The 24,506-nt window shown below is 31.4% G+C and carries 35 protein-coding genes and 1 tRNA gene; 28 read left to right on the top strand and 8 right to left on the bottom strand.

Annotated features, from left to right (window positions below):
• Positions 1–49 precede the first annotated feature (49 nt).
• The 12 genes from DUZ96_RS04080 to DUZ96_RS04135 all read left to right on the top strand — a co-directional run bounded on the left by DUZ96_RS04080 (position 50) and on the right by DUZ96_RS04135 (position 7,438).
• Positions 50–122 (top strand) — tRNA-Met (locus DUZ96_RS04080).
• A gap of 828 nt (positions 123–950) precedes the next feature.
• The gene (locus tag DUZ96_RS12880) at positions 951–1,466 is read left to right on the top strand and encodes an AraC family transcriptional regulator (RefSeq protein ID WP_181855222.1); all 516 of its coding nucleotides are present in this window, start codon (positions 951–953) and stop codon (positions 1,464–1,466) included.
• Between the two features lie 76 nt (positions 1,467–1,542).
• Complete coding sequence (locus tag DUZ96_RS04090) at positions 1,543–1,962, top strand: hypothetical protein (RefSeq protein ID WP_114300683.1); 420 nt, start codon at positions 1,543–1,545, stop codon at positions 1,960–1,962.
• 3 nt (positions 1,963–1,965) lie between these two features.
• The gene (locus DUZ96_RS04095) at positions 1,966–2,832 is read left to right on the top strand and encodes a hypothetical protein (protein ID WP_114300684.1); all 867 of its coding nucleotides are present in this window, start codon (positions 1,966–1,968) and stop codon (positions 2,830–2,832) included.
• A 29-nt stretch (positions 2,833–2,861) separates the two neighbouring features.
• Entirely contained in the window at positions 2,862–3,209 is a 348-nt protein-coding gene (locus tag DUZ96_RS04100) for a hypothetical protein (RefSeq protein WP_114300685.1), read from the top strand.
• A 2-nt stretch (positions 3,210–3,211) separates the two neighbouring features.
• Positions 3,212–3,760: a YceI family protein gene (locus DUZ96_RS04105; protein ID WP_114300686.1), complete on the top strand. Its 549-nt coding sequence runs from the start codon at positions 3,212–3,214 to the stop codon at positions 3,758–3,760.
• Between the two features lie 25 nt (positions 3,761–3,785).
• Positions 3,786–4,133, top strand: a complete 348-nt coding sequence (locus DUZ96_RS04110) for a hypothetical protein (RefSeq protein WP_181855223.1) — start codon at positions 3,786–3,788, stop codon at positions 4,131–4,133.
• On the top strand, positions 4,115–4,996 hold the full coding sequence (locus DUZ96_RS04115) for a DUF5777 family beta-barrel protein (protein ID WP_220222686.1): 882 nt from the start codon (positions 4,115–4,117) through the stop codon (positions 4,994–4,996). Before DUZ96_RS04110 ends, DUZ96_RS04115 begins: the two co-directional genes overlap by 19 nt.
• Before the next feature lie 53 nt (positions 4,997–5,049).
• Positions 5,050–5,382, top strand: a complete 333-nt coding sequence (locus tag DUZ96_RS13055; RefSeq protein ID WP_114300688.1) for a DUF6787 family protein — start codon at positions 5,050–5,052, stop codon at positions 5,380–5,382.
• A gap of 387 nt (positions 5,383–5,769) precedes the next feature.
• Positions 5,770–6,366: an acetolactate decarboxylase gene (locus DUZ96_RS04125; protein WP_258774313.1), complete on the top strand. Its 597-nt coding sequence runs from the start codon at positions 5,770–5,772 to the stop codon at positions 6,364–6,366.
• A 319-nt stretch (positions 6,367–6,685) separates the two neighbouring features.
• Positions 6,686–7,069, top strand: a complete 384-nt coding sequence (locus DUZ96_RS04130) for a hypothetical protein (protein WP_114300690.1) — start codon at positions 6,686–6,688, stop codon at positions 7,067–7,069.
• 105 nt (positions 7,070–7,174) lie between these two features.
• Positions 7,175–7,438, top strand: a complete 264-nt coding sequence (locus DUZ96_RS04135) for a hypothetical protein (RefSeq protein WP_114300691.1) — start codon at positions 7,175–7,177, stop codon at positions 7,436–7,438.
• Between the two features lie 110 nt (positions 7,439–7,548).
• On the opposite strand, the gene DUZ96_RS04140 is transcribed toward DUZ96_RS04135, so the two are convergent.
• On the bottom strand, positions 7,549–8,088 hold the full coding sequence (locus DUZ96_RS04140; protein WP_114300692.1) for a hypothetical protein: 540 nt from the start codon (positions 8,086–8,088) through the stop codon (positions 7,549–7,551).
• Between the two features lie 137 nt (positions 8,089–8,225).
• On the opposite strand from DUZ96_RS04140, the gene DUZ96_RS04145 reads away from it, so the two are divergent.
• The 14 genes from DUZ96_RS04145 to DUZ96_RS04210 all read left to right on the top strand — a co-directional run bounded on the left by DUZ96_RS04145 (position 8,226) and on the right by DUZ96_RS04210 (position 17,552).
• Positions 8,226–9,353, top strand: a complete 1,128-nt coding sequence (locus DUZ96_RS04145; RefSeq protein ID WP_114300693.1) for a nuclear transport factor 2 family protein — start codon at positions 8,226–8,228, stop codon at positions 9,351–9,353.
• An 89-nt stretch (positions 9,354–9,442) separates the two neighbouring features.
• On the top strand, positions 9,443–9,700 hold the full coding sequence (locus tag DUZ96_RS04150; protein WP_258774314.1) for a hypothetical protein: 258 nt from the start codon (positions 9,443–9,445) through the stop codon (positions 9,698–9,700).
• 294 nt (positions 9,701–9,994) lie between these two features.
• On the top strand, positions 9,995–10,414 hold the full coding sequence (locus DUZ96_RS04155) for a carboxymuconolactone decarboxylase family protein (RefSeq protein WP_114300695.1): 420 nt from the start codon (positions 9,995–9,997) through the stop codon (positions 10,412–10,414).
• A 28-nt stretch (positions 10,415–10,442) separates the two neighbouring features.
• Complete coding sequence (locus DUZ96_RS04160) at positions 10,443–10,868, top strand: hypothetical protein (protein ID WP_114300696.1); 426 nt, start codon at positions 10,443–10,445, stop codon at positions 10,866–10,868.
• 2 nt (positions 10,869–10,870) lie between these two features.
• The gene (locus tag DUZ96_RS04165) at positions 10,871–11,386 is read left to right on the top strand and encodes a nuclear transport factor 2 family protein (protein ID WP_114300697.1); all 516 of its coding nucleotides are present in this window, start codon (positions 10,871–10,873) and stop codon (positions 11,384–11,386) included.
• Between the two features lie 13 nt (positions 11,387–11,399).
• The gene (locus DUZ96_RS04170) at positions 11,400–11,924 is read left to right on the top strand and encodes a hypothetical protein (protein ID WP_147267050.1); all 525 of its coding nucleotides are present in this window, start codon (positions 11,400–11,402) and stop codon (positions 11,922–11,924) included.
• Positions 11,925–11,981: 57 nt separating this feature from the next.
• The gene (locus tag DUZ96_RS04175) at positions 11,982–12,488 is read left to right on the top strand and encodes a nuclear transport factor 2 family protein (protein ID WP_114300699.1); all 507 of its coding nucleotides are present in this window, start codon (positions 11,982–11,984) and stop codon (positions 12,486–12,488) included.
• A gap of 7 nt (positions 12,489–12,495) precedes the next feature.
• Positions 12,496–13,362: a nuclear transport factor 2 family protein gene (locus tag DUZ96_RS04180; RefSeq protein ID WP_114300700.1), complete on the top strand. Its 867-nt coding sequence runs from the start codon at positions 12,496–12,498 to the stop codon at positions 13,360–13,362.
• 32 nt (positions 13,363–13,394) lie between these two features.
• Positions 13,395–14,198: a nuclear transport factor 2 family protein gene (locus DUZ96_RS04185; RefSeq protein ID WP_114300701.1), complete on the top strand. Its 804-nt coding sequence runs from the start codon at positions 13,395–13,397 to the stop codon at positions 14,196–14,198.
• Positions 14,199–14,475: 277 nt separating this feature from the next.
• Positions 14,476–14,892 (top strand): hypothetical protein, encoded by a 417-nt coding sequence (locus DUZ96_RS04190; RefSeq protein ID WP_114300702.1) that lies wholly within the window; start codon positions 14,476–14,478, stop codon positions 14,890–14,892.
• Positions 14,893–15,045: 153 nt separating this feature from the next.
• Positions 15,046–15,954 carry a hypothetical protein gene (locus tag DUZ96_RS04195; protein WP_147267051.1) on the top strand — a complete coding sequence of 303 codons (909 nt, stop codon included), beginning with the start codon at positions 15,046–15,048 and terminating at the stop codon, positions 15,952–15,954.
• 125 nt (positions 15,955–16,079) lie between these two features.
• On the top strand, positions 16,080–16,727 hold the full coding sequence (locus DUZ96_RS04200; protein ID WP_114300704.1) for a hypothetical protein: 648 nt from the start codon (positions 16,080–16,082) through the stop codon (positions 16,725–16,727).
• A gap of 20 nt (positions 16,728–16,747) precedes the next feature.
• Positions 16,748–16,975 carry a YgaP-like transmembrane domain gene (locus DUZ96_RS04205; RefSeq protein WP_114300705.1) on the top strand — a complete coding sequence of 76 codons (228 nt, stop codon included), beginning with the start codon at positions 16,748–16,750 and terminating at the stop codon, positions 16,973–16,975.
• A 61-nt stretch (positions 16,976–17,036) separates the two neighbouring features.
• A complete protein-coding gene (locus DUZ96_RS04210) occupies positions 17,037–17,552 on the top strand; it encodes a hypothetical protein (RefSeq protein WP_147267052.1) in 516 nt (171 codons plus the stop codon).
• Positions 17,553–17,618: 66 nt separating this feature from the next.
• Here the strand turns inward: DUZ96_RS04210 and DUZ96_RS04215 are convergent, their stop codons facing one another.
• The 3 genes from DUZ96_RS04215 to DUZ96_RS04225 form a co-directional block, all read right to left on the bottom strand.
• Entirely contained in the window at positions 17,619–18,071 is a 453-nt protein-coding gene (locus DUZ96_RS04215) for a helix-turn-helix domain-containing protein (protein WP_114300707.1), read from the bottom strand.
• Positions 18,072–18,189: 118 nt separating this feature from the next.
• The gene (locus tag DUZ96_RS04220; RefSeq protein ID WP_114300708.1) at positions 18,190–18,879 is read right to left on the bottom strand and encodes a hypothetical protein; all 690 of its coding nucleotides are present in this window, start codon (positions 18,877–18,879) and stop codon (positions 18,190–18,192) included.
• Positions 18,880–19,329: 450 nt separating this feature from the next.
• On the bottom strand, positions 19,330–19,662 hold the full coding sequence (locus tag DUZ96_RS04225) for a DUF6150 family protein (RefSeq protein ID WP_114300709.1): 333 nt from the start codon (positions 19,660–19,662) through the stop codon (positions 19,330–19,332).
• Positions 19,663–19,851: 189 nt separating this feature from the next.
• On the opposite strand from DUZ96_RS04225, the gene era reads away from it, so the two are divergent.
• The gene (gene era / locus DUZ96_RS04230) at positions 19,852–20,730 is read left to right on the top strand and encodes a GTPase Era (RefSeq protein WP_114300710.1); all 879 of its coding nucleotides are present in this window, start codon (positions 19,852–19,854) and stop codon (positions 20,728–20,730) included.
• Positions 20,731–20,762: 32 nt separating this feature from the next.
• Here the strand turns inward: era and DUZ96_RS13060 are convergent, their stop codons facing one another.
• Positions 20,763–20,945: a hypothetical protein gene (locus DUZ96_RS13060; RefSeq protein ID WP_258774315.1), complete on the bottom strand. Its 183-nt coding sequence runs from the start codon at positions 20,943–20,945 to the stop codon at positions 20,763–20,765.
• 305 nt (positions 20,946–21,250) lie between these two features.
• On the opposite strand from DUZ96_RS13060, the gene der reads away from it, so the two are divergent.
• Complete coding sequence (der, locus tag DUZ96_RS04240; RefSeq protein WP_114300711.1) at positions 21,251–22,555, top strand: ribosome biogenesis GTPase Der; 1,305 nt, start codon at positions 21,251–21,253, stop codon at positions 22,553–22,555.
• Between the two features lie 93 nt (positions 22,556–22,648).
• On the opposite strand, the gene DUZ96_RS04245 is transcribed toward der, so the two are convergent.
• From DUZ96_RS04245 to DUZ96_RS04255, 3 genes are read right to left on the bottom strand one after another with little or no spacing between them, the layout of a single operon-like run.
• The gene (locus DUZ96_RS04245; protein ID WP_114300712.1) at positions 22,649–23,455 is read right to left on the bottom strand and encodes a YgcG family protein; all 807 of its coding nucleotides are present in this window, start codon (positions 23,453–23,455) and stop codon (positions 22,649–22,651) included.
• Positions 23,455–23,892 carry a TPM domain-containing protein gene (locus tag DUZ96_RS04250; protein WP_114300713.1) on the bottom strand — a complete coding sequence of 146 codons (438 nt, stop codon included), beginning with the start codon at positions 23,890–23,892 and terminating at the stop codon, positions 23,455–23,457. Before DUZ96_RS04250 ends, DUZ96_RS04245 begins: the two co-directional genes overlap by 1 nt.
• Before the next feature lie 8 nt (positions 23,893–23,900).
• Complete coding sequence (locus DUZ96_RS04255) at positions 23,901–24,500, bottom strand: LemA family protein (RefSeq protein WP_114300714.1); 600 nt, start codon at positions 24,498–24,500, stop codon at positions 23,901–23,903.
• Between the last annotated feature and the right edge of the window lie 6 nt (positions 24,501–24,506).

The following is a 24,506-nucleotide window of genomic DNA, read 5'->3' on the forward strand; positions in this document are numbered from 1 at the left end:
TAAAATGCTTGTTAAAATTAAAAAGCGTTGTATATTTGCAGTCCAATATCGCGGGATAGAGCAGTAGGTAGCTCGTCGGGCTCATAACCCGAAGGTCACTGGTTCGAGTCCAGTTCCCGCTACTAAAACAATAAAACGGTTATACTATTATAAAGTGTAACCGTTTTTGTATTCGAATCATTCTTATTTCCTTTAAAGGAATGAATTAATCTAAATATAGGGTTGAGATTTAAGGTTCGATATGTCAAGGGTTTTATCTTTACTGAACAGGTTAACTTCATAAAAAAAGTTCGTTTAATGCTAACGAACTTTTTTCTTTATTTAAGAGGCAATAAATCAATACTTTATTTCGATTAATATTTAATTTAGATTAATGTTTAGTAATATTTTTTATGATTGAATTATCTACAATAATTGACCTTGTAACTTTTGGATCTTCCATTATGTTTGGAATCCTATTTTTTTCTTCAAAGATTAAAAATAACAGCGGAAATTTTTACTTGAGTTTATTTCTTTTTTGCATAGGTTATATAACCTTTAAAGGAATTGTATATGATATATATGAGCGAGAAATATTTCAATTCGATGTGTCATTATTCTTTCTTATTTTTCTATTTTTTTATTTAAATAAAACAATAGGAAGAATCTTAAATTATTGGTGGTACTTGTTATTCGTTCCTGGAGTTTTAATAAATTTAACAATTTATTTTAAAAATCTAAATCAAATATTGATCCTTATTCATTTTCATGAAATTTTCTATCTATTTAATCTGTTTCTATTAGTATATTTTTTTAAAATTTTACATGTACATAATAGCCATGTTAAAGAGTTTTATTCTAATATTGAATCTAAAACGCTGTCATGGCTAAAATTAATTTTATTAATCGTTTTCTTTTTTCATTTTTTTGAGTTCATCGAAGCCCTTATCCCTACCAAAAGAGCTGATGATTTGGAAATACTGTTTTCTATTATTTATTCACTTATACCTTTTTCACTAGTTTATCTTATAGGTTTAAATGGGTTTTATCAATTCGAAATTTTTAGTGGTATTAGTTCAAATTATTTTATAGATAATTTTAATAAGAATATGTTTGTTCAATCAAAAAAACAATCAAAGAATGATTTTGAACAATTCAAACAAACAATCATCATAGAAAGATTATACGCTAAAAAAAACCTCACACTTTATGATTTATCGATTGCATTGAAAATGAAAAAACGGGTTATTTCTATTTTAATTAATGATAATACAGATACTACCTTTTATCATTTCATCAACCAATTGCGAATAAAGGAATTTAAAAAACATTTAATAGAAGATGAGCATCAAAAATTCACTTTATTTGGTCTAGCTCAAGAAGTTGGTTTTTCGTCTAAATCTACATTTTATACTTCCTTCAAATCTATTGAGGGAATGACTCCAAAACAATACCAATCAAAGTTAAAAAAGTCTGTTTCAACCTAAGCGCACTAGGTTTGTTTTTAAAATAATTAATTTGATTTTAGTTTTGCTCATTCATTTAAAAACTTAATAAAAAATCATGAAAAAATTAGCATTTACTTTCGTATTACTTTTTTCATTTGCATGTTCAAAAGACGACAACTCTAACTCTAATAATCAGGTTGATCCCATAATTGGTTCTTGGCAATCAAGTTTCACACTAACAGATGAGACAGAGGATGGAGAAGTAGTTAACATCTCTGCCAATGGGATAATCATATTTAATGCAGATGGCACTGGTTCTAGAAATCTATTAATTACAACTGATGGAGGTGTACCTCAAGAATCAAATGAGACATTTGAATGGGAAAATCTATCTTCAGCACTTAATTCTTCCGAAACAACACAGAATTATTCCATAAATGGTGACGCTTTTACAGCGATATTCACATCCAATTTTAGTAGCTTTGTTTTATCTGAGGACAATGAAGATTTTCAAATTTCAATGACAAGAAATTAAAATATGAACAGAGATTTTATTTTTATATTTTCATTAGTATTTACTGTTATAAGTTGCACCTCGCATGATATTACATCAAATTATGAACCTGTTACAGGTCGTAGTGCTGAGGATCATGCCTATGAATGTGAAGATGCTTTAGGACCACTTCCCAGATTTAGTTGTGCTGATGCAATTGAAGTCCCAACTACTAAAGATGGTGTTCCTGTAACATTTCCTGGTGGAGAAGAAGGTAGTGGGAGCACAGACCCTAGCGATTGTGACCTTCCTTGGGCTTTTGGTATGGCATGTCAAACAGGAAACAGGGTTGGCCGATATCAAGGCTTGAATGTTGATGGAAGCGAAAATACAGATGTGGTTTTTATAACTTTTTGTAGAGATGGAGGACTCGGAGTTATAGGTTATAAGTTTTCTACTGGAGAAACTTGTTTCTTTTCTATTATTGATGGTGCCGATTCAAATAATACTCCCCTTCCTGGAGAAACAGGATATAATAATTCTTGGATGACTCCACAAGTAGTTGCTGATGATAGATGTATGAATTGTCATATGGCAGACCCTTTTCTTCATACTCCTGCAATAGACCAGTTAAAAATTCCTAATACAGATGAATTATTAGTTCCAATAACAGCGAATGGCCCATACACTATTATTGGAGCAGAATTCCAACAACCAATAACTGCGAATTTTGATAATAATCAATGTGTGTCATGTCACCGTCCACAGTGTACAACACATTTTCAAAATTATCCGTTAGATGAGTTAGTTATGCCCGCCCCGTTTCAGGACGCGACCAATTTTGACCATAGTAATATTGCCAATGCCGATAGACAAGCCATCAGAGATTGGTGTGCAACTCTTGGGTTATGAAGTATTGGTGTTTAAATAATGATATTAAGATGAAAAAAATAATACGTACTAGTATTTTAATGATATTGATTTCAAGTTGTTCTGAGGGTTATATCCCCATTGAAGAAACGACACAAATTCCACCAGGTCCCGTTACTTACGAAACACATATTAGTCCAATTATTTCTTCAAGATGTATTAGTTGTCATAGCGACAATAATCCTCAAGCGGGGGTTTTATTGGAAAACTATAATCAAGTTCGTAATTCTTCAGAAAATGGATTACTTATTCAACGCATAAACGACCCTGCAGATCCTATGCCTGTCACAGGATTAATGCCACTTTCGACTAGAGTACTTTTTGATGAATGGAGCAATAATGGATATTTAGAAAACTAGTGATGAAAACAACTAAGATCTTAATTATTTTTTGTGTTTTATTATCACTGCAACTTCAAGCACAAAAATACTTTACTCGCTCAGGAATTACTCAATTTGAAGCCTCAGAAAAAGCTTTTGAGCCCATTGAAGCAATTAATAGTAGCACTACAGTACTATTAGATACTAACAATGGCAATATAGTCTCACAGGTTTTTATGGCAGGATTTCAATTTAAAAATGCCTTGATGCAAGAGCATTTTAACGAAAATTATATGGATAGCTATCAATACCCTAAAGCTACATTTAAAGGCAAGCTAGATAATTTTTCTATTGTCAGTTTAAATGCTAATAACAGTTATGATTTAAATGGAGTGCTTACCATAAAGGGTATCAAAAAAAACATTCAAACAATTGTATCTGTAAAAGTTGAAAACAATCGAATATTTATTTCAGGTAGTTTTTACGTAAACGCTAATGATTTCGACATCAAAATTCCTTCAATTATTCGAGACAAAATTGCAAAGCAAATTGAAATCAGTATAAACTATGAACTCATTGAAAAAAAATAAATCTTTCTTTATCATTTTTTCAATAATGATAATTAGTATTAGCATAATTTCTATTTATCAATATATTTCTCTTGCCCCAAAAAAAGTTGTTGCAATAATACCTGAATATTCAGGAAATGCAAATGAATTCAACTATTTAGTAACTGATAATCTTTCCTATTGGATAAGTAAAGTTGTTCAAATAACTGGAAAAGTTACACAGGTTAATGAGGATGGTATTTTACTTAATGGCACCATATATTGTCAATTTGAAAACAAAAAGGATATCCAATCAATTATAGAAAATCAGAATATTGTGGTCAAAGGAAAATTGGTTGGGTTTGATGAATTATTAATGGAAATAAAATTAAATCAATGTATTATTATTCAATAAAAAAATTGTTTTTAATAACAGTATTATCAGTTATTCCTTTCTTATGTGAAGCTCAGGAAGATGATTTGTTAAGAGAATTGGACAGTTTAAATCAAAATGAACCCAAATTTGAATTACCTGCTTTCAAAGCCCTTCAAATTGGTAATTTACAATCAACAAAAGTGGTTGATAAAGGCGATTTGTACTTAGTAGTAGCGCACCGCTTTGGAGTACTAAAAAATGGGATAGATGACTTTTTTGGATTAGACCAAGCCAATACTAAAATTCAATTACTTTATGGTTTATTGCCAAATTTACAATTGGGATTTAGTAGAGATAGTTATGAAAAAACATACTCTGGAACTGCTAAATATAAGTTATTCAGACAATCCGATAGAGTTCCTGTTAATGTTTCACTTTATGGTAGTGTGGATATGAATTCACAGCTCAAAAAAAGTTTATACCCTGGGCTAAAAACATCTGATCGATTTTCATATACTGCACAAATTTTAGCATCAAGAAGTTTTTTAGAAAAACTTTCTTTAGAAGTAGCGCCTATTTTTGTACGTCATAATTTACAAGATTTGAATTTTACTAAAACTCAGACTCATAATCAACTACTTTTGGGGATGGGTGGACGCTATAAACTTTCTAAAAGATTGAGTTTGAATATGGACTATGCCTATAATTTTAGTAAAAACAAGAATTCATTATATAAAAACCCTTTAACAATAGGGGTTGATATTGAAACAGGCGGTCATGTTTTTCAATTATTATTTACCAACTCCAGAGCGAGTAATGATAGTAGTTTTTTAACAGAAACCACTGGAGATTGGTCTAAGGGTGAAATTTCATTTGGCTTCAACATTGTACGTGTATTTTAAGTTAATTTTTATTAGTAGTTCAATTATACACTCAAATTAATATTCTTCTAAATATGTTTGAAAGGTTAAAAGCTAAATGGAATATTCATTCCAACGTTCAATTGATCATAATTTTTATTGTGTTTGCAATAACAGGAAGTTTAAGTTTAAAAATCACGAAACCTATTTTAATTTACATTGGGGTAGATTCAGGATATTTTAAGACCTTTTTTTTAGGGTATTTTTTATATGTTCTTATTAGAATTTTAATACTATTTCCCGTATATCAAATATTACTTTTAGCCATCGGAACTTTATTCGGTCAATTTGATTTTTTTTGGAATTTCACAAAAAATACATTAAGAAAGACCTTTCTTAAACTTATTAATAAAATTTTCTTTAAATGAAAGATTTTAAAATACTTTGTTTTTCATGATGTTGTTTACTTGTTTTTTGAAAAGGGGTTGTTAGTTCAACCCCTTTTATTTCATATAGTTTGCTTTAATAAGTCTACTGTAGTGTAAAGTTGTGATGCAGGGTTATTCGTTCATGATAAGGGTCATTATATGATGGGTGTCGATTAAGTCTCTCGGAGTCAAACTTATGTTCGATATTTCCAATGAGTTATCTACTAAAACAATAAAACGGTTATACTTTTATAAAGTGTATCCGTTTTTTATTTTTACAGCATGTTAAAAAATATTATTTACATCTTTTCTGCGCTTCTGTTTGCCTCGTGTACCAAATCGACAAGCACTTCTTCTATCAAGGTTGTTGGTGAAATGAGAGACGTGATGTGGAAAGGAGATTTAAAAGGTAAGATTGCAACAGATTCATTAAATAACAAAGAAACCTATGGATTAGGACCTATTGAGTTTTTGAAAGGAGAGATAGTAGTATTTGAAGGACAAACATTTGTGTCGAAGGTTATTGACAGTGTTTCTCATCAGGTAACTAAAATTCCCTCAGTCAGGGCTCCCTTTTTTGTATACAGCACAAATAGTGATTTAAAAGTTGTTGAGCTTACTCTTGATAATTACTCGCTAAAAAAAATAGAAGAACACATTGATTCAGTCTATAAAAATTATGACCAACCTTTGTTAATACGTATTGATGGGGTTTTTAATAAAATGAAACTTCATAGTGTTAATTTACCTGATGGTGAGCAAGTATCATCGCCAGATGAAGCGCACCAAGGATTAACACAATATGATTTAAAAAATATTAGTGGATCTTTGATCGGCTTCTTTTCTCGAAATCATAAGGCAGTTTTTACGCATCATGACAGTTTTTTTCACGCACACTTTATTTCCAATGATCGTGGAGTGTTAGGCCATATCGACGAAACCGATTTTAATTCTTCAAAAGTAATCTTGAAAGTTTCAAAGTAATTCTATGTCCATAAATTGGCATTCAATTTTTCAACTATCTGAATATCTCAAAATTAGACTCATTATGTGATGAGTGTCGATTAAGTCTCTCGGAGTTAAACTTATGTTCGCTATTTCGACTGATTTATCTACTAAAACAATAAAACGGTTATACTATTATAGTGTAGCCGTTTTTTATTTACATCGATGGGACTAAGGCATCATTCGTTTAATTATTAGCATCATTTCATTTTACTTCCTTTGAAATATCCAAAATATGTTTAATTTTAAATAAATTATCCTAGTGGATTAACATTTAAAAATTGATAATAAAAATATTATGAGTATTAAAAGAGGAAACCTTGGTTTTCATGTATCATTTGTAGTGCCAAATGAGGCTACGGAAAGAATGGATCAGTTTATTACAACACATGAACAGTTTATGCGGGAAACCCATCACCTATCTGGTGATCAAGAACCCATTATTTTATCTTATTCTGTATTTAAGTCCCCAGAATTGAATAATCCTTTCGATCCTAATAGTGGTGAAACAGGAAACACACTTTATGGTTTAACAGAAATTTATAATGGCCCTGAAGGTGTTCAGGCTCATATGACTTTAGGTCAGCAACGTGAAGCTATGTTTGCTGAATTAGTAGACTTAACAAACACATATAGTGTTGCAGGAATTCTCGGAGCACCTGTAATCGCGGCAATGGAATAATTAAAACTTATTTTAATTTATCAAATTATTTAGCGGTGCTGCAACTTTAAATATTAGTAGTTGTAGATTGCATCTACAAGCTATTTTAACTTTAAATAAATAAAAATGAATTTAGTAATTAAAGGGAAATGCACGTCAAGTTATGACGCGGTATATAAAGACTTTATTGAATTGTCAGAAACAAGAGCACAATGTTGTGATGAATCTAAGACAACAATTAGTAAAATAGACAATAATAACTTTGTTGTTCTATTGTTTGATGTTGACATGAGTAAATTGAAAGAAATATTATCTACTCCTGAAAGAGCTGAAGTAATTAAAAAGAACGGTATTTCAAATGAAATGTTTCAATTTACGTCTTTGGGATAAAGGTGTAAAAATATGTTTTGATATTTGGAATATTCCCGCTACTCAAAAAATAAAACGGTTATACTATTATAGTGTAACCGTTTTTGATTTTATTCCTAGAAAATTTAGCGCTACATTAATTTACCTAAGAATACCTGTGCTCTGGAATTAAAAGGATTTCCGCTAGCTCTTCTATTTGATGCGATTTGTCCGGTATGCCAGATAGCATCTGATAAGGGACCGTTAATAGCATTCCAAAATGGAAAAGACATACTTTGACCACCGAAATTAATTTTTACTGAGACTTCAGAGATTTTAACTTCTTTTATTAGCATATCAGACATTTTTTTAAGATTTAACAATGTCTTAGTTCTATATTCACTAAAGGACATTTCATATTTAGTTTCTGTAGGATACTCTTTATTATGAAATGCATAAATGACCATTTCTGTTAAGCCATAAATATGCTCTAAAACATCTAATGAAGATCGACTATCGTCACTAGGCTTGTATGAGAGGTCAATATCTCTTAGGCCATCAGTGGCCCAGTAATATCTAAACCCTAAACCTTCAATTAATCGGGTGATTACTGTTTCAGTGGTAAAATTATCAGCATAGGGGCCTATCTCAGAAAAAGGTAATGATTCATTGGTTTTTTCAGACTCTTTCATAATATATAATTTAATTGTTTAAAGTTTTAATTATCAAAATAGACAGTTTATTACATAATAAATATACTTGTTATATTATAACTTGCAAAATACAATTAATAATTTTATGTTTGATGTAAATCAATATATCAAAAATCATGAAAAAATTATTTATTATTCTAGTTTTGAGTTCGAGTATTTCTAATGCTCAATGGATTCAAAAATCATCTTGTAAGAAGAGTGCTGAAAAAATCACTAACGCAGCAATAGAATCAATAGCGAACCTTGAGTATTTATCTGCCATGGGAATTGCCAAGGCAGCACTGTTGTTAGATCCAAATTGTGGATGTGCCCAACTAGTTTTAGCTGCTGTTAGTAGTCCAAACCCAAATTGGGGAAGTCAAAAATCAAAGCTTGAAGCTATAGATGTTTCAAAACTTAGTGCTGAAGAAAAAACATGGCATAGTTTTCTTATGACCTCCCGAGAAGATAGACCTGATGTTGCAAAATCAGCAATGGCAGAACATCCGGAAAGTCCCTTAATTAACTGGTTGGCTACAACACCAGCTGATTTTAATACTTTTAAAACATTTGCTGAAAAATTTCCTGAGCAAGCGTCGGCATCTTATAATATGATGTCGTATGCTTATTTAAGAGGAGATTATGGTGAGCCAAATCAAGAGATGGCAATGGATTATGTAGAACGTTCTCAACAGATGCACTATGGACCAAACTCTTATGATTCAATGGCAGAACACTATGCATCTATAGGGGAATATCAAAAAGCACTAGAACTTCAATTGAAAGCAGTTGATTTTGCCCAATTTGGTTCCCCTTATTGGAATTTTGCAAGAATATATTATGCAAAAGTGAACCAAGAGGATATCTCTAAACAATTAATAAAAAATCAAAAAGAAGCTCAAGATGCAATAACAGCAAATGACTATGAGACATATTCAAAGTTTATGCATCCAGATATTAATCATATGACAGGAGATTCTAATTTGTCACCATTTTATACGTTTAATAAAGCCTCATTTGAGAGGGAACGAGTAATTACTTGGAAAAGTTTTGAATTAGAAAATATGGATGTGAATTATTCTCCAGATATGAAAACAGCTGTTCTCACATTTTATGCATCAGGAAGTTATATTTTTAATGATACCGACAAAGAGGTTGCTTACAGTACAAGAGGTTCTTCCGTTTGGGTTAACACTGATCAAGGATGGAAAATTATGCATAGCTCATGGGCTCCTAATAAAAATGGAGTTGGAATACCTGAATAATTATTTAAATAGGTTTGTTTACTGAAACAATAAAACGGTTATACCATTAAGGTGTAACCGTTTTTGTATTTTTATATATGTCAAAAAAAATGTTCTATCCTCTTTCTCTGTTGTTAATTCCATTAATTGGGATGTCTATCACTAATGAGATCAACTGGAGTCCATTTGATTTCATTATTATGGGTTCTCTACTCTTTTTGCTAAGTATTGGAATTAATTTTATGAGTAACCGAACAAATAATGTAAAAAACCGCCTTTTATACATTGGAATATTAGTTTTAATATTTATGTTAATATGGGCAGAGTTGGCAGTAGGTATTCTTGAAACTCCTTTTGCAGGCAGTTAAGTTAGTAATCGATTACGTTGTACGTTACCTTTAAATAATGGACTTAGGATAATCAAAATTAATATGTTTCAATCTCTTATCAATAATATTGATAATTCTATTAAAATAAAAGAGTACATTCTAAGTTGAAAAAGGATTTTTCAGTTTTGATAAGAAGATCTGACTAGCTAAATGGATTCTATTTCTGTCATATTATCGAATAAAGAATGACATTATCGATTTAAGTTGCAAAAAGCAATTAATAATTCGAGTTTGTATTTCAATAAAAAATTTAAGAAATCAAATCAATTAATTATGAAAAAAATCATTTGTTTATTAGCTCTAATGTTCATCTCAATTTATGGTATGGCCCAAGATGGAGCATTAACAGCTGAAGAAAAAAAATCTATTTTAGAAAATAGTCCATTTAATTCGGTTTATCCTAGTTCTATACTAAAAAGCTCTGATGCATATTTTAAAGCACAGATGGGGTTATACAAAGAAGGGGCAATTGCGGAGAAAGAAGCACATCTAGTTGCTATAGGAACTTCGGCCGCCGTAAAATGCCAGTATTGTATACCATATCATATATCGGAATTAAAACGATTAGGTGCAACAGAAGATGAAATTAAAACTGCTGTTTTAATTGCTGCTGATATAATGAAAATGAGCACACTCTTTTATGGAAACGAATTTGATTTAGAGGCATTCAAAAAAATGCTTTCTGGGAATTAATCATATTTAAACTTTAATTACAAATCAAATGAAAAAAGTAGTTTATGTATTGTTCTTGTTTGTAAGTGTTTCGTTTGCACAAGATTTAAAATGGGATTCAAGTGCATTGATAAATGCAGAATTTATAATCGATGCTGTTCATACCAAAGATGGAGTAAATTATGAATTATCTGCCACAGGTGAGGCAGGACCTTATGGGAGAGTTTATTTATCTTATGTATTTACAAACCATAATGACAGTATGGAAAGCGGTGAATTTACCGGTTATATATGGACTCAAATGGAAGAAGAAATTATAAAAGGAACAACACAAGGTGTTTATAGAAAACAAGGTAAAGTATTTAAAATGTATGCACTTGATAACCTTACTAATGAAAAAACATATATAGTTAGTGGTATCGCTGACTTTGTAAACAAAACATTGAAATTTAAAGCATCTGAAGTAAAAGAGTAATTATGAAATATTTAAAAATTATATTATTGGTATTAGTTGTCTCCTGTGAAACTGGGGAAACGGTTAAAGATATATCATCCGAAAATCAATTAAAATTTAAAGAAAATACAGAACGAATTAAATCTATGTTGGCAGCTATGTCGGCAGAAGAAAGCGATAAGTTTTCTCAGTATTTTGCAGATTCATTAAAATGGAGTGGTCCAGATAAAATCTTAATAGATGATTATGAAACTAAGGAGGTTTTAATGGCAGCATTAGACGGTTATATAGCCATGTATGATAATCACGAGTTAAGGGATATAAAGTTTTTTGGTGGCAGCACCTATAGTTCAGAAGAAACAAGTGATAATCCTAATGATATTAGAGTTTACGGTAATTGGCACCATACGCATGCTGAAACTGGTAAGGCAGTAAGTCATAAATGGATGGCCTTAATGCGTTTCAATAGTGATGGTCAGATTTATTTATTTAACGATTTTTTTGATGTTACTGGATTTTTGAGTCAGCATTTAAACTAAAAAACTATACCTTATGAATACTATAAAACCCCCATTATACTGCTTGATATGCTTCATTTTAATGTTAGGATGTCAACAAAGTAGTATAGAATCAGTAGATACATCTGCTGGTTTTATTTTAGATGGTCCCAATAAGAATTCAAATTATGCCTTAGGTAGTAATCAGGCAGCAGAATTAGCGGTTTCCTTTTCTAATGCATTTGTGAACAAGGATTATAATTTTATGTCTAAAGAGAATTTTAGGGATTCAATGTTTTTTTATCCTGAGAAAGGATTGGAAAAATTAGTTTTTGATTTAGATACTGGAATCTCTCTAATTAAATCAATGCATGCACCTTATGATTCAATAACACGCACTATAGAAGAGGTAATTCCATTAATACCTTCTTATGATAATACCTTGAATAAAATTATGTTATCGTTTACAGAGAATAGATATACAAAAGATGGATCAATAGAAACTTACAGATTTTTTGAGCAACATTATATTCAAGACAATAAAATTATAGGAGTTAGGAAATGGGTGCAATCCGAATAAAAATCAAATTAAAAACAAAGACAGTTTTTAAACTACTATCAAATAAAATTTAAAACAGTGAAAAACTTATTATTTATTTTGATTTTAATTACATTTTCGTGTAATCAAGATCAAAAAACTAAAACAAAAGAGCATACAGAAAAAATAGAGTATATATATGAAGCATCATACCTAGACAATGTTAATATTGGGAATAATGAATTGGTTTTAAAAATCCAGCAAATGCATCAATATCTTATAGATAAAGATTTTCAGATGGCCTCAACTTTTTTTTCAGATGATATTATTTTTATCCTTGAGGATGGTTATATTTTAGAGGGTAAAGCAACTGTTATGAAGCATATGACTGACAACTTTTCATTAATTAAAATTCAAGATTATGAAGTGGATATAAACTTTTCAGTAACAGGTGATAACGGAGACGAGTGGGTGCTTCTTTGGGATAATGCTAAAATTGTACTTCCTGATGGTAATTCAGCTAAATATGATTGGATGGAAGCTTTCCAGTTTGTTAACGGGAAAATAACTAAAATAAATCAGTTCTCAAGACCAATAATCAAATAACTTAAAAATGAAAAAAATAATTATTCTTATACTAGGTTTGTCATTGTATACATGTAACGAGCCTTACGCTAATCTTACAACTAACGATGAAAAATCTCAAATAATAAAAACTTTATTTCAAAAAGTTGGTGAGGAAAATATTGATTATTTAAAAGAAATATTTTCTGATAGTATGCAATTTATTGATCCACACGGTAATAAGCTTGATAAGTTAGGGTTTATTGCAGGGGTAGAAAATCTATACGATCTGTTTGATGAAATAACGGTGGAAAACATGGATGGAGATGCATTAGGATCAGAGGTTGAAACCGCTACCTACAATAACGGTATTGTTTGGACTAATATTTGGAATACTTTCTCTGCCACAGGCAAATATACTGGTCAAAGTGTAGCTTTTCCATTTCATATATCATATCAATGGGAGGGAGATAAAATTATAAAAGAGGTTCAATTTTTTGATACATCAGTAATTGAAAAAGAAATGAATGCAAAAGATGCAGCAAATAATACATCACAAAAAGTGGTTGCCAATATAGATATGACGGTTAATCCAGGTTACTCTACAGAAGATGTAAAAGCATTTTTAGAAAAATTAAACAATTTTATCCGTACGAAGGAACCCAACACTTATGACTATAGTTATTTTATTTCTGAAGATGGCAAACGCATTACTTTAATTGAAAAATTTAGAACGTCAGAAGATTTTATTTACCATGTTGATAATTTTGAGAATGGACCCAACATTGCAACTTTCATGAAAATGTTTACATTTAAATCTTTTGTAATTGCTGGTAATACTTCTGAAGGCTTGAGAGAGCGCATCAAAGCTTATCCTGTAGATTACCGTGGTAATATCGGTGGTTGGATATATTAATTTTAAATACTTTAACTAATAAATTATATAATATGAAAACTTTAAAAAAAATAATTTTAGCGATTACAGTAATACTTTTCGTTTCATGTAGTGGTAATCCTAATTATGAAAAAAACTTAGCAACAGCACAAAAATTATTTGAACTTCATGGAGAAGAGAAGCTTGACGAACAGCTTGCTCTAGTAAGTGAGGATATTAAAATATATACACCAATGTATGGGTCTTCAGAGCCAATGGGTTATGATGTATATGCATCTATGTTAAAAGGATATCATGATAATTTTGAGGATGTTAAATACAATGCTCAAGCTTGGCTCCCTGGTGTTGATACATTGTCTCTAAAACCAGATGGAAGTGTTAGGACGTATGGTACCTGGACAGGAAAAAATTCCACTACAGGAAAACAGATAAACCTAAGTGGCTATTGGTATTTTAACTTCGATGCAGATGGTAAGGTTATCGCTCAAGGAGACTTTTTTGATTATGGAGGAATGATGCAAGCTGTTGGTCCTAAAAATCCGGTTTTAGTTACCCTTAAGGTTTTGCCAGGCAAAAAACAGGCTATGATAGATCTTCTTAATACTCCTGATGGTTTACAAACAACAAGAGACTATGACGGTAGTTTATCTCTTGAGGCATTTTTTAACGATGAGACCTACACATATTATATTTACGGAGATTGGGCATCATATGAGCATTATCAAAAATATCTTGACTGGAGATTTAATGATGATGAAAGCAAAATGGCACAAAAAGTTATGGCTCTTTGTGAGGGTGGGCAACAAGGATTAATCCCATTATTTCCAAATACTGATTATTCTTCATTTAGTAATTGAAAAATAGAAAAATACAATAAGGCCAATAGGAACTAATCCCTTACTATTTTTTCACTTTATTACATTAAAAGTAGTGGATTTAGTCTCTGGATTGGCGTTCTTTTAAGATGGCTGTGTTATATTATGCTATCTGCAATAATTAAAAGGGGATCTAATTTTTAGATTCTCTTTTTTCTTTGATTAAATTTTATAAATCGCTAACAAATCTATCCTAATTACTTGTGTTTTAAAATTAATAGTTTTATTTTTCATTTTAAATAAATTAATAAATCATAAAATGAAAATAAGACATATTATTGTAGTTGTATTCCTAATCTTTTCCTTCTCTTGTCAAACATCAAAAGAGACTTCAAATAGTTTATCAGCTACAGCTGAGGCTATTAAAACCTATAAAATAAATTTTAAGTGGCAAGAGGGGTTTGAGGCATGGTCAAAAGTTCCCACGACATCAGATTATCATATGGTTGCTCCAGGTCTTGGCCTCGAGGCTAGAGGTGCTGATGAAATCAATAGTATAATTTTTGGTTTTGTGACAGAAACGGAACTTGTTCAAGAATTAGTAGATATAACCGAACACGGACCTTATGTAACTTGCTATCTTAAACTTACGACCAAAACGGGTGAAAAATTTGATGCGGTTGAAGTATTTAAATTGGATGAACAAGGACGTGTCACTAATATTTGGGCACTTTGATAATTAATTCGCTTTAATTTGGTAGGCTATGGACTTGTATTGTGTTTTTAATCAATTAAATATAGTTACTCATCTATAAACCAAACATATATGCTCAATATATTTTAACTTATAACATAAATCTAAATCAATAATAATAAAATCAAAACTATCATGAAGACACTTTTAAAACGAATAGCATTTTTTTGTACTCTTTGCTTGATAATAAGCTGTAATACTACTGGAGGTCAGTATTTAGGTGAGGGTGATAATAACGGCAATGCCTATAGTATTGGTAATGATGCAATGGCAGATAAACTATTAATGCTATCTGAAGCCTACAGTGAAAAAAATACTGAAGAGCTTGTAAAACATTATGACTCAACGTTTTTAGGAGAGAATGGTGTGGAAAGTACTAGAGCATGGTTGGAGTCTATGGATTCAATTAGTATGAAGCCGTATGTGGTTATTCCTGTAAAACTTGAGGGTGATAACGATACTAAGGTGTTAGCTTGGTCAAAAGAAGAACGCCACTACAAGAATGGATCTTATGAAAAGTTAGATTTAATGGAGTTTTTTAATTTTAATAAAGACGGTAAAGTAGACGCTTTTAAACAATGGAAATCCATTGATTCTTCAAACTTTGGAAAATCTTATGGTGGTAAATTTATTGGAAAGGGAGAGAATGAATATAGTGGCAGACCTCTTGTGTTTTCTGACAGAAATGAGGTAGCGATTATAGAAAAACTCATAAGAGATTATAACGATATGAATATTGAGGAATTTGTAAAACCTTTTGCTGAAAATACTATTTTAAATGTATATACAGGTGAACGTTTAGAGCTTAAAAAGTCAGATTTACCCAATCTATTTGATGAATATACATCTGTAGAATGGGTTCCATATGCTATAGTTCCTCTAAAAATCTATAATACTGACGCAGCTTCTGGTGTACAAGTGATGTCAAAAGAGAAAAGAGTTTTTAAAAATGGAAAAGTGTGGGAAAAAGAGCTGTTTGAAATATTCTATTTTGATTTAGATGGTAAAATTACCTCTATGACTCAATTTGCAAGAGATTTTTAGATTTTACCGAGATTACAAAAAGCTATTACAATAAAATCAACATTTTATTTATTTATTACTTATTAATACAAACTAAATTTTATCTTATGAAAAAATATATTTTTATTATCTGTACTATATGTACGATGGCCGTTAATGCTCAATATTGTGCATTCTTTGATTTCAAGGCAACTGAGCCCGAAATGGTAGTTAGTACTCTTAAAGGTATGATGGACACAGGCTGGGGAAAGAACATTCAAGGAACAAAATCATTGTTTTCTTATCAGTTTAATGGTCCAAACCAAGCAACACATTCTATTCAATTTTGTTTTCAGGACGAAGTGGCATTTGCCAATTTCTTCACTTCTTGGAGTTTGTCGACAGAAGCCCAACTTTTCGGTGAAAAGTTAGGAAAATTTACAGAAGGAATTAATCAAGCACTAAATACACCTTTGTGGTATAAAAATGACTGGTCAAATGATCAAGCATTTATGATTTATCAGCTTGATATTTCTGATACTCAAGCTTATCTAAATATATTTAAAGAATTTACTCAGACTATGGCGAAAAAATTAGGTTTTGAAAATAATTCTTACGGAATTGGTTATCCAATCATTGGTAAGGTAAAAGATTTCACACACTTTGTATGGATAGGCGCTAATGATGTGGAGTCGTCTCTAAGGCAAACAAAACAAATGCTATCTGACGATTTATTTGCATCTTTTTCAAAAGATGCAGCTGGTATAAGAAAAGTAGTAACGACGACTATGATGGTACGAGTAATGGATTTTTAAATTAAAAAAAAATTAAAATTATGCAAAGCAAAAATGACATTTTAAAAGTAAGAGCTCACGATACAATTGTGGGGTTTATATATTTGATTTCAGCAATTTTAGCAATTCAATTGAATATAAATTTTATTTGGATTGCCGTGGCAACTGCTGCACTACAAATAGTAAGCCCATTAACAAAATTTTGCCCTGTCTATGCAATTTTAAACAAAATGATGCCAGATACTACTCCCATTCAAAATGGTAAATAGAATTAAGGTTTTTAAAACAAAAATTATAAGTTCAATATTCAAAAATTTAAAAAATAATCTAATGAGAAAGTATAGTTTACTATTGGTACTAATTATAATTTTTAGTTGTAATTCTGAAATGAAAGAGACTAAAGATACCCAAATAGGTGTAGAAATATCAGATAAAGGAGAGCGTTTGGATTTAAATGCAGGTGAAATGTCTACAGTATCAATTTGGGAAAAATATATAGATGCGCACAACAATAGAGACATAGAGGCAATAAAATCTATGAATGCTGAGGGGTTCAAGGCTTACGGTCCACGAGGAGAATTTATTGATGGGTCGCAGGCACATGCAGAATTCCTTATGGCGTGGTTTAAAGATAATGAACCTAAATGGAGCCCTAAATATTATATCGCCAATGAAGTAGAGGACAATGAGGGAAACTTAATGCAGTGGGTAACATCAGGTCATGATTTGACTTTAGTTGTGGATGGCACAGATGTGAAAGTAGTTCAGGTGCATGACGCTTTAATTAAAAATGGTGAAATTCATAAATTTTATGTTTATGAGAGGGTTAAACAAGACAATGAATAGTGGTAAACTTAAAATTTTAAGAGAGGAAAAGCACTTACAACTTTAACGAATAAGATAATTTTAAGCTTACGCTAATTGCATTTCACTTACATCGCTTAATAAACCTTTTTTAAAAGCTAGGTAGTCAATCCTTTTAGTACTTTCAAATAATTCTCTGTTAGACAAGATTTGTTGTTTGATGTGAAGCTGTTGTTCATTTAAATCTGATTCAGCTATATCGCTAATAGAAAACATGTAAAGTTCCATTATGATAGGTAATGTGAGCATACCCTTATCTGTTACTATATAGCGCCTGCTTTTTTTAGTACTATTTACATCTAATAGGGTAATTAAATCGGCATCAATAAGATTTTTAATTCTATTCGTTAAAATATTGGTTGCGATTTTCTCTTTTGATTCTATAAACTCTTTAAAACGTGACTTCTTGTGTAACAACATGTCCCTTAATATCAATAAAGACCATTTGTCACCGAGTAAATGGGTAGATCGCGCTATTGCGCATGTAAGATTTAAATTCATCAGATTTATAAAACAAAGGTAACAAATTGTTGTTAATCTATCATTATTAAGTAAAAAAATCCTGATTTTTATTAAAAAATCAGGATTTTTTATAATTTATTTAACAATATGATAATTCTTATTGTTTGCGTCTCAAAATTTGTAGTTCATAATCTTTTACATCTTCCACCTCGCCTCGTGATAATATTAGCTCCATAAATTTTGGGCTTTTCTGAAGTTTATCATAAAGCATTAAATGATCTTCTCTATCTTTTCCTGTTAGGGCTACCCAATGTGTAGCTCCATTAGGCCGTCCAATGTCATATGTACCAAAACCAACTACTCTTCCAGCAAAATCCTCGGCAAATTCACTTACGATCTTATCATGTCCTTCTTTAAATTGATTTTGATCAGCCGCTTTTATGTCCCAGATATGAACATCAGGATTTGCTTCTGTATCTCCTTCTTGCCAGCTTAATATTCGTCCAGAATAGGAAGTACCCCATTCCTCTACGTAGTTCTGCATTTTTGACCAGAAGGCATCATTTTTATTTGGATCGATGGCATCTTCATCGACCATATCTACACCTAAGGTGTACATAAAAACAATTCTGTGAGTCATTCCATGAGTTCTACCATTCCAGAAGCGCTCTAAAACAACCCCTCCTTGATTCATTTCAACATCTTCAAATACCTTATCAAAAGCCTCAGCGATGTTATCTTGAGTGAAAGGTTTTACTTTTATTTCAATACATGTAAAAGCCATGGTTTGAGCAAAAAGTGATACTGTAGCAAAAGCTACAAAACAGGTTAAAATTAATTTTTTCATAATTATATAGATTTATTTATTCAATATGAAGATGTGAGATTATTACTTGCAAAACAAAATTAATCGATAAAATGATATTTTATATCAACGAAAAGTAATCGAGGGTAAATGACTCAACTAAAATTTTTTAAATAGGGTTGTGATTAGAACAGTAGTGTAGCGTCTAGTTAGTTTATGTTAATCAGTATAAATCACAATTTTTTAGTCTGTAAAGTGAAAATCCATTAAATAAAGATACAACTAGCATTAATGTTTTATATTAACTTTTTACAACTCTTTTTTTCTGATTAGAGCTATCTTTTGATGTATAATCTAAATAAAAAGTTACCATAAAAATTTAAGTACTAATAGAACTCCTTACGTTAATAAAGGTTTTTCCCTTATTAAGAATATAGAAATAAATAATGTACCATTTAAGTCTACAATTAATTTTCTTTCCCAATTTTATGGTTAAAACATAAAATGTTGTTTGGATTTATTACGCCAGCCTGCTTGGTTTTCGTATTCAACAAAGTAAATTTTAAAATCAGCCTGATTTTCATAATCAACAAAAAACAAAGTCTTACTTGCTTGATTACGATAGGTTGTAAAAAACCATTTACCAATATTATTTATTGCCTGATTTGAATATTTAACCTTATATACTTTTAGGTCAGCCTGATTTTCATAGTTCACTACGTATACCTTTGCATCTGCCTGATTTTCATATTCTACAGAATAAACTTTTTGTGCAAAACACGAGACTCCAAAAAATAGTGTAAAAAGGAAAAGTAAAAGTTTCATTTAATATTTTTATTATACTTGGATTACAAAACATATTAATAGTATCATAAATCATACCAATAGACTTAAGATTAAAATTATATGTAAATATTTCTATTTTTAATCCATTAAAAAGTCAATTTTTCTTCGTTTAAGATTTAATCTCTCCAATGGAATTAAAGGTTGTAACTTTGAAAAAAAATAAATTAGATGCACAAAGCTGGTTTTGTAAATATTATTGGTAACCCAAATGTTGGTAAATCTACCCTGATGAATGCATTTATGGGTGAGAAATTATCCATTATTACATCTAAGGCACAGACAACTAGACACCGTATATTAGGAATTGTAAATGGAGAGAATTTTCAAGTTGTACTGAGTGATACGCCAGGAATTATAAAACCTGCATACGAATTGCAAGAATCTATGATGGGATTTGTTAAGTCTGCATTTGAAGATGCAGACTTATTAATCTATATGGTAGAAATAGGTGAGAAGGAATTAAAGGATGAAGTATTTTTTAATAAAATCACAAACTCTAAAATACCTGTATTGCTACTGCTAAATAAAATCGATAGCTCAAATCAAGAACAACTAGAAGAACAATCCGAGTTGTGGCAACAAAAGGTTCCAAATGCAGAATTTTATCCTATATCGGCCTTGAATGGATTTAATGTAAAAAATGTTTTTGATAGAATTATAGAGTTACTACCAGAGTCACCTCCATTTTATCCAAAGGACCAGATTACGGATAAACCTGAGCGATTTTTCGTTAATGAAGCCATCAGGGAAAAAATATTAGTGCACTACAAAAAGGAAATTCCTTATGCTGTAGAAGTAGATACAGAAGAGTTTTTTGAGGAGGAAAAGATCATAAGAATGCGCTCTGTAATTATGGTTGAGCGTGAAACGCAAAAGGGAATTATAATAGGTCATAAGGGTTCCGCTTTAAAGCGTGTTGGGGTTGAAGCTAGAAAGGATCTAGAAAAGTTTTTTGGAAAGCAGGTTCATTTAGAATTGTATGTAAAAGTGAACAAAAATTGGCGTAGTAATCAAAACCAATTAAGGCGTTTTGGTTATAATCAATAACTATTAGGTAATGGAATGAATATCTTGCCTTCTCAAGGTATCTCGCATAAAATGGTGAAGTTGTGCATTTGATTCATGCCAGTCCTCTTTCCTAGACGACCTCCAAAGTAAAGTGCAGACCAAATCATTACCATTAATAGCGTAACGAATAATTGAATTGCATAACGGCTTTCTAAGGACCAAATAGTCCGTAAATCATACTGGTTTTTTCTCATCGTAATCTTCATTAATTTCCAAATGGAGTTGAGGTGATCAAAAGTGTTGCTTTTGCTTAGGTATTTTATTAAAGACATGAACATCAACACGTGTAACTATGAAATCTGATTGCGTTTTACCTTTATCTTCAAATAAAGACAAAAGCACATTGTTAATTTCATTGACTTTAAACTTAAATCGTGGTCTTAATATTATTTCATTAGAGAGCTCCATAATCAGGTAATGCAGTAACATATTCAATTTACATAATTTCTTTTAAATTAAATATAAGATTTAATACTACCTTTGCGGCAAGATTTAGAGTATGGGAAATATAGTTGCAATAGTAGGTAGACCAAATGTTGGTAAGTCAACTTTTTTTAATCGTCTTATACAAAGACGAGAAGCTATTGTTGATGCAGTTAGTGGTGTAACTAGAGATCGTCATTACGGTAAAACAGATTGGAATGGTAGAGAATTCTCATTGATAGACACAGGTGGGTATGTTGTAGGTAGTGATGATGTATTTGAGACCGAGATTGATAAACAGGTAGAGTTAGCTATAGATGAGGCTGATGCCATTATTTTTATGGTCGATGTAGAAAGTGGTGTTACTGGTATGGACGAAGATGTTGCCAAATTATTGCGTAAAGTAGATAAGCCTGTTTTTTTAGTAGTGAACAAAGTAGACAACAACAAGCGCGCTGAAGATGCTGTAGAGTTTTATTCACTTGGATTAGGCGATTATTATACAATAGCTAGTATTAACGGAAGTGGAACAGGTGATTTACTTGATGCAGTGGTTGAGGCATTACCTGAAAAAGAAGAAACAGAAGAAGAAACTTTACCAAGATTTGCAGTTGTTGGTCGTCCTAATGCAGGTAAATCTTCATTTATAAATGCATTAATAGGGGAGGATAGATATATTGTTACTGATATAGCTGGTACAACACGAGATTCTATCGATACTAAATACAATCGATTTGGTTTTGAATTTAATCTTGTTGATACAGCTGGAATAAGACGTAAATCCAAAGTAAAAGAAGATTTGGAGTTTTATTCTGTAATGCGAAGTGTAAGAGCCATTGAACACTCTGATGTTTGCCTTTTGGTATTGGATGCTACACGCGGTTTTGATGGCCAGGTACAAAATATTTTTTGGCTAGCAGAGCGCAATAGAAAAGGAATTGTAATATTGGTAAATAAGTGGGATTTAGTTGAAAAAGATAATAAAACAGCTAAAGAATTTGAAAAGCATATAAGAAAGCAAATTGAACCATTTACGGATGTACCAATTGTTTTTATTTCTGTGCTGAATAAGCAACGGATTTTTAAAGCAATTGAAACTGCAGTAGAAGTCTATAAAAACAGAACTAAACGCATTAAAACGAGTGTTCTTAATGATACCTTGTTACCGATTATTGAACATTTTCCGCCCCCTGCTTATAAGGGTAAATTTGTAAAAATTAAATACATCATGCAACTGCCAACACCACAACCACAGTTTGCATTCTTTTGTAATCTACCGCAATATGTTAAGGAACCTTACAAGCGATTTTTAGAGAATAAACTTAGAGAACATTTCGATTTTACAGGTGTTCCAGTGAGCGTTTACATGCGAAAAAAATAGTAATAAAATAATATTTGTTTTAATTTGATGTTTATCAATCTTGCGATATAATAATAGGGTTGACTAATTAGCTGTATGTTGATTTAACTGTTTTTACCAACCTCCTGAGGCACCACCACCTCCAAAACTGCCTCCTCCGAAGCCACCACCAAATCCACCAGAGCTTCCACCTCCAAATCCGCCAGATGACGATCCACGAGAATAGCTACCACGGCCCATATTGCTTAAAATAATAGCTTCGAGTAGACTTCGCCTATCCGAACGGGTTCCACGATTTCCACCGCCTCCTCCTGGTCTACTTTTCGAAATAGCAATGATTAATATTATGAAGACGATTAACATTATTATAAATAATTCAATAGGGAAGTCTGTTGTATTGCTCTGCCGTGTGCCTTGATATTCATCATTTAATACTTCAAAAATAGCTTCAGTTCCTCGGTCAAGTCCTCCAAAATAATCGCTTCTTTTAAAATAAGGGATTATTTCCCTATCAATTATTCGTTTGCTCATGGCATCAGTTAAAAGATGTTCTACGCCTTTTCCTGTATTAATACCAATTTTCCGGTCATTTTTAGCCAGTAGAATTAATACACCATTATCCTCTTTTTCTTGACCAATGCCCCATTTTTCACCCCATTGTGCACCCAGATAATTGATGTATTCGCCTTCAGTAGAATTTATAATAGCGACTACAATTTGTGTTGAGGTGGTGTCAGAGTACCTCACTAAATTCTGTTCTAAAGTACTTTTCTCTGAAGTATTTAATAGATTAATATAATCATAAACACTAGTTTGAAATTCTGGTTTGGGCGGAATTTCAAATTGGGCATAAGAGCAATGCACCGAGAAAATAACTATGACGATTGAAATTTTTGAAACGATGGGTTTTAAATACTGCATTAGCCTTTAGAAATTGTGTCATCTAATTCATTTCTATCACCATGCTCCCAAGGAAAGTATTCAGATAATTCTTGGCCAGCTTTAGAAACACCATCAATTAGTCCTTGTTTAAAATTCCCGTTTTTGAAATGTTGTTGAATTTTGTCTCTGGTTGAATTCCAAAAATTCTCACCAACTTTTTCATTGATACCTTTATCTCCGTAAACCACAAAAGATTTATTGTTAACTGCTACATAGATAAGTACACCATTTCTTTGAAGTGTATTATCCATTTTTAAAAAGTGGAAAACTTCAAGTGCATGATTAAATATGTCACCATTATAATTCTGCTCAATGTGTACACGTATCTCACCAGAAGTATTACGTTCTGCAATACGGATAGCTTCAATGATTTCCGTTTCCTCTTCTGATGTTAGGAAATCTTCAATATGTGGCATATGGTGAATTAATTAAATTCAAAGTTTACATCAGGAACTTTTTCGCTCCCAGGTTCTGCCTGATATCTTGGCATTTCTTCAAAACCGAATAATCCTGCTAATAACTTTCCAGGGAATTTCGTAGTATGTTTATCGTAGATGTTCACTGCTTCGTTGTAACGGTCTCTAGCAACATTAATTCTATTTTCTGTTCCTTCTTGTTGCGCTTGAAAATCTCTAAACTGTTGTGTTACTTTTAAATCTGGATAACGCTCAAAAGTTGCGATTAATCTACTAAATGAACCTTTTAATTGACTCTGAGCTTGTTGAAATTTCTCCAGGTTTTCAGGTGTTAAATCATCAATATTCACATTCACTGATGTTGCTTTGGAGCGTGCTTCAATTACTTCGTTTAAGGTTGTTCTCTCAAAATCTGCTGCGCCTTGCACCGTCTTAATTACCGTGCTGTATAAATCGCTTCTGCGTTGGTATGTACTTTCTACATTAGACCATGCGGTTTTTGCATCAGCTTCATATTCAACTGCAGTATTATTAAAACCTACTGCCCATTGATATATTCCAAAGGCAATAACTGCGATTACTATTACAGGGATTAACCATTTTTTCATATTGAT

Origin of the sequence: Winogradskyella sp. KYW1333, assembly GCF_003335675.1 — a bacterium.
In the GTDB taxonomy this organism is placed as follows: Bacteria; Bacteroidota; Bacteroidia; order Flavobacteriales; family Flavobacteriaceae; genus Winogradskyella.